The 4,966-nt window shown below is 68.7% G+C and carries 4 protein-coding genes and 1 pseudogene; 1 reads left to right on the forward strand and 4 read right to left on the reverse strand.

Annotated elements, in window-relative coordinates; all coding sequences use genetic code 11:
• Window positions 1–82: 82 nt before the first annotated feature.
• The 4 genes and pseudogenes from I71_RS07500 to I71_RS07510 form a co-directional block, all read right to left on the reverse strand.
• Window positions 83–805, reverse strand: a complete 723-nt coding sequence (locus I71_RS07500; protein WP_042693390.1) for a DnaA ATPase domain-containing protein — start codon at window positions 803–805, stop codon at window positions 83–85.
• Window positions 806–818: 13 nt separating this feature from the next.
• The gene (locus tag I71_RS07505; protein WP_042693396.1) at window positions 819–1,886 is read right to left on the reverse strand and encodes an AI-2E family transporter; all 1,068 of its coding nucleotides are present in this window, start codon (window positions 1,884–1,886) and stop codon (window positions 819–821) included.
• Between the two features lie 114 nt (window positions 1,887–2,000).
• Window positions 2,001–2,444: pseudogene (locus I71_RS40970) on the reverse strand (CDP-alcohol phosphatidyltransferase family protein); the annotation flags it as partial.
• Complete coding sequence (locus I71_RS07510) at window positions 2,441–3,784, reverse strand: DUF2066 domain-containing protein (RefSeq protein WP_244433698.1); 1,344 nt, start codon at window positions 3,782–3,784, stop codon at window positions 2,441–2,443. The gene I71_RS07510 and the pseudogene I71_RS40970, both read right to left, overlap by 4 nt.
• 142 nt (window positions 3,785–3,926) lie before the next feature.
• Between I71_RS07510 and purM the strand changes: the two genes are divergently transcribed.
• Window positions 3,927–4,966 (forward strand): phosphoribosylformylglycinamidine cyclo-ligase (gene purM, locus I71_RS07515; protein ID WP_042693394.1); only part of this gene is annotated, 1,040 nt, incomplete at its 3' end.

Raw genomic sequence — 4,966 nt, forward strand, 5'->3', positions numbered from 1 at the left:
CCCAGCCCCTTGCTGCGGCGCAGACGATGGCGCGGCGCCCGGAGATACCCAAATCCATGGTCGTCTCTTCCCTAAACGGTGTTCAAAGGGTCGTTTTGGAGCCGGATCGTCGCGGTTGCGTCCGTTGCAGTTCCGAAAGGACCTCGCGCGCCAGAGGTACGGTGACGCCGCGATGGGCGGCAAGCGATGCATGGTCCAGGGCCGCCACCAGACGGCGGGCGAAATCCAGCGACCGCTCCATCCGTGCCAAAAGATAGGTGATGACCTCCATCCCCGGCCGCAACTGACGGTCTGCGAACAGCTTGACCAGCACCGCGGCCAGCAGCGCGTCGTCGGGCGGCCGGACCTCCACCGCCGGTGCGCCCTTGATTCGCGACCGCAGATCGGGAAGCCGGGTGCGCCAACGCGACGGCGCCTTGCGCGACAGCAGCAACAGATGGCCCCGCTGTTCGCGGGCGAGGTTGTAGAGATGGAACAGGGCCTCTTCCCGCTCGGGCCTGCCGGCGACCATGTCGGCATCCTCGACCACCACGGCATTGGCCGGCTCCAGCAGGGACGGCACCATGCCCGACTCGAGGGCATCGCCGCGTGTCACCACGGCATGGCTGCGGGCACGCCAGACCTGGGACAGATGGGTCTTGCCGCAGCCGGCCGGGCCGAACAGCGTCAGCGCCGGTGCGGGCCAGGACGGCCAGCGGTCCAGCCACGCCACGGCGTCGGCGTTGCTGGGCGCCACAAGGAAATCCTCGCAGCCCATCGCCGTCCGGTGCCCGAGATCGAGCGGTATCTGCGCCGGCAAACTCATGCGGACACACCCATCAGCGTTCCGCGTCGGTGCCGCGGTAGTACGGGCTTGAGAGATACTGGCGCAGGGCAAAGCGGGTCAACACGCCGATCACCGCGGCCACCGGCACCGCCAGCAGCACGCCGACAAATCCGAACAGGCTGCCGCCGGCCAACAGGGCGAACATCACCCACACCGCATGCAACCCGACCTTATCGCCGACCAGCTTCGGCGTCAGGACATTGCCTTCCACCGCCTGTCCAAACAGGAAGATGCCGACGACGATGGCGACGCGCCAGAATTCGTCGAACTGCAGCAGGGCGAGACCGGTGCTGGCGACGAAGCCGAACAGGGTGCCGACATAGGGGATGAAGGACAGCAGGCCGGCCATCAGACCGATCACCAGCCCGAAATCCAGCCCCGCCGCCGACAGCGCCAGGGCGTAGAAAACACCCAGCACGACGCAGACCGTCGCCTGCCCGCGCACGAAGCCGGACAGGGTGACGTTCACCTCGCGGGCCTGCTCGCGCACCGTCTCGGCATGCTGGCGCGGCAGCCACGAATCGACCTTGTCCACCATCAGGTCCCAATCGCGCATCATATAGAAGGCGACGACGGGAGTGATGAACATCAGGGTGACGATGTCGAACAGCGCCAGCCCGCCCGACAGGATGCGGGTGACGATTCGCCCGACCAGCCCCGCGACTTCACCCGCGTAGTTGCCGGCGGCGGCGCGCAGCCGCTCGACATCGTCGGCCGGCAGGCGGTGGATGAAGCGGTTCAGCGCCGGGATCAGCCGTTCCTTCGCCAGGGTCGCATAGTTCGGCAGAACCTCCAGCAGGTGGGAGACCTGCCCCTGCACCAGCGGCAGCAGCAGCAGCGCCATCAGCACCATGACCAGGACGAATCCCAGCAGCACCAGCGTGGTGCCGAGCCAGCGAGGCAGCCTCGCCGCCTCCAGCCTGTCCACCGCCGGATCGAGCAGATAGGCGATGGCCAGCCCGACCACGAAGGGCAGCAGCATGTCCGAGAGCAGCCACAGCGCCAGGACGCACAACCCCAGCCCGATCAGCCAGAAGCGGAGTTGTTTGGCCGCCGTCACGGAACGCCCGCCGAGCCGGTTGAACAGCAACGCGCCACGCCGGGCGTACAGCACGCTGGACAGCGCCGTCGTTACCGTACAGGCGTACACCAGCACATCGACCAGTTCCCAACCATACAGGTGGACGTCGGGCAGACCCAAAGCCGGCGGCGCGAGCACCGCGGCGGCGAGCGCGATCTGCACCACCGTGTTCAGCTTGCTGATGTAGAGCGGCTGCATCGCCAGCGTTTCCTTCAGCGTGAACAGCAGGATGACGCCGCCGATGATCATGATGTCGCGGAACACCACCATCATCGCCAGCCACAGCGGGATCGTCCCGACCCAGGCCAGCGCCACATACACCCCGACGATCAGGGCCTTGTCGGCCAGGGGATCGAGATAGCCGCCCAGCACCGTACGCGCACGGAACATTCGGGCGATGGCGCCGTCCAGCGCATCGGACAGGCCAGCCGCGACGAAGAGGGCGAAGGCCCACTCCATCCGGCCGGTCAGGATCATGTACATCGCGGCGGGAACCGCCACGATGCGCAGGAAGGTGATGATGTTGGGAACACTCACGGCGCGCTCTTGGCCGGCAGCGTGCCCAGGTTGCGCGGCGGGGCGCCCATGGTCCCGACGCCGGCTGGCTCCATCGGTGCCGACGGCGCCAGAGAAGTTGTCGGCGCCGACGGCGCCAGCGAGGTCGGGGCGGCCATCGGCGTGGCGGCACCCGGAACCGCGCCGGCCGAAGCGGCACCAGACCCGCGCGGCAGCAGCGTCAGCTGCCAATCGGCGGACTGTACCGGCAGCGGCGCGCCCGGATAAGCGGCGGCGGCAGGAGCGGCGGCCTGGGTGAATCCAAGATCCTGGCGGGCGAGCGCCTGGGCCAGCTGCTCGGGCGCGCCGCGATAGGTCAGGGTGACCAGCGCCTCGCTGCGGCTGATCGACATCAGGGTGTTGCGGGTTACCGCGTTGACGCCGGACAGGCGCCTGCGGGTTTCGACCCAATCGTTCACCGCGGTCAGCGGCACGCGGACGAGGGTGTTCTGCTCCGGACCGGTGGCGGTGGTGTGCTCGCGCTTCCACGACTCGTCGACCTGGGTGCCGACCGCGGCAACGGCGCGGGTCAGCAATTCATCGGCGGTACCGCCGCCCTTCACCTGCACCGCCTGGTTCTCGCGGGTGCCGTCCAGACCGTAGCGGGTGACATCCACCGTGAGGCCGCGGGCCGGATCGGGACCGTTCGCCGCCAAGTCGGTGCGGGCGACGACGACTCCGCCCGCCTTGTAAGCCTGGGCGATCCGGGCGAGCGCGTCGGCGTTGCCGGAGAGGGCGTCCTCGCCGCTGATTGCCTGGGCATCGGACAGCTCGCCGTCGGGAACGACCAGCGGCACCAGCGAAGCGGCGGGCTGACGGGCTTCCCACGCCGCGCGCCAGGGGGTGCGGTCCTGCCACAGGATGGTGCGCCCGTCGGTCAGGGTCACCGGCAGGATGACGAAGGGCCGTGACGGCGGCTCGACATACTGGGCCGCACCGCCGCTCTGGCCGAGCGCATCGCGCACCGCGTTGGGGCGGAACCGAACGGTGATGGCGCCGACATAGCGGCTGGCCGACACCTTCTCCTCGTCGATCTCGAAGCCCTGCACCAGCTTAGCAATCTCGCCGTCCGACAGCCGCGGCGGGTTTCCGCCGGTGGGGACGAGGCGACGATACAGCTCCGCCCAGGCCTTGGCCTGCGCCTCGCGGATCGCCTGATCGCGCACGGTGGTGGGATTGCTGCCGTTGATATCGACCCGGACGCCGGACACGGCGAAGGGATCCGCGGCCGACGGCATGGCGGCAGAGGTGGCGGCCGGCGGCGGGGAACCGGTCTGCGCACCCGCCGGCCCGGTCATGGTCAGGACCAGAGCGGTGGACATGGCAGCAAGACCGGCGAGGAGCGGCGCGCGGCGGCGGTGGAGCATTGCAAAGCCTTCCGATTCGAGTATGTTCGGCCCGAGCCCAAGGCCCGGTATATAGCTCAGCCCAAGCGAGGATACCATCAGCACCCAGTCCTATAACATGTCCGACGCCTACAAGCAGGCCGGTGTGGACATCGATGCGGGCAACGCGCTTGTCGAAGCGATCAAGCCGCTTGCCCGCTCCACCGCGCGTTCAGGCTCCGACGCGGGCCTGGGCGGTTTCGGCGCCCTGTTCGATCTGCGCGCCGCCGGCTACCAGGATCCGCTTCTGGTCGCGACGACCGACGGCGTCGGCACCAAGCTGAAGGTGGCGATTCTCGCCAACCGTCACGATACGGTCGGCATCGACCTCGTCGCCATGTGCGTCAACGATCTGGTGGTCCAGGGCGCCGAGCCGCTGCTGTTCCTCGATTACTATGCCACCGGCAAGCTGGACGTGGCCGCCGGTCGCGACATCGTCGCCGGCATCGCCGAAGGCTGCCGTCAGGCCGGCTGCGCGCTGGTCGGCGGCGAGACCGCCGAGATGCCGGGCATGTATTCCGAAGGCGATTACGATCTCGCCGGCTTCTCCGTCGGCGCGGTGGAACGCCAGCACGCCTTGACCGGTTCCGCCGTCCAGACGGGCGACGTGGTCCTCGGCCTCGCCTCGACCGGCGTGCATTCCAACGGCTATTCGCTGGTGCGCAAGCTGGTCGAGAAGTCGGGTCTCGGCTATGACTCCGCCTGCCCGTGGGATGACTCGAAGACGCTGGGCGAGGCGCTGCTGACCCCGACCCGCATCTATGTGAAGAGCACGCTGAAGGCGGTCCGCGCCGGCACGGTCCGCGCCATGGCCCACATCACCGGTGGCGGCCTGATCGAGAACATTCCGCGCGTCCTGCCGGATGGGCTGGGTGTCGCGCTCGATGCCTCGACCTGGACCCTGCCCCCCGTCTTCTCCTGGCTGATGAAGACCGGTGGCATCGCCCCGTACGAGATGGCGCGCACCTTCAACGTCGGCCTCGGCATGGTCGTCGTGGTTCCGGCCGACAAGGCCGCCGAAGCCACCGACATCCTGCGTGAGGGCGGCGAAACGGTCTTCAACGTGGGTACTGTCACCGCCCTGAAGGACGGCGACGCCCGCGTGACCGTGACTGGCAT

It is taken from the genome of Azospirillum sp. B506, assembly GCF_000333595.1.
In the GTDB taxonomy this organism is placed as follows: domain Bacteria; phylum Pseudomonadota; class Alphaproteobacteria; order Azospirillales; family Azospirillaceae; genus Azospirillum.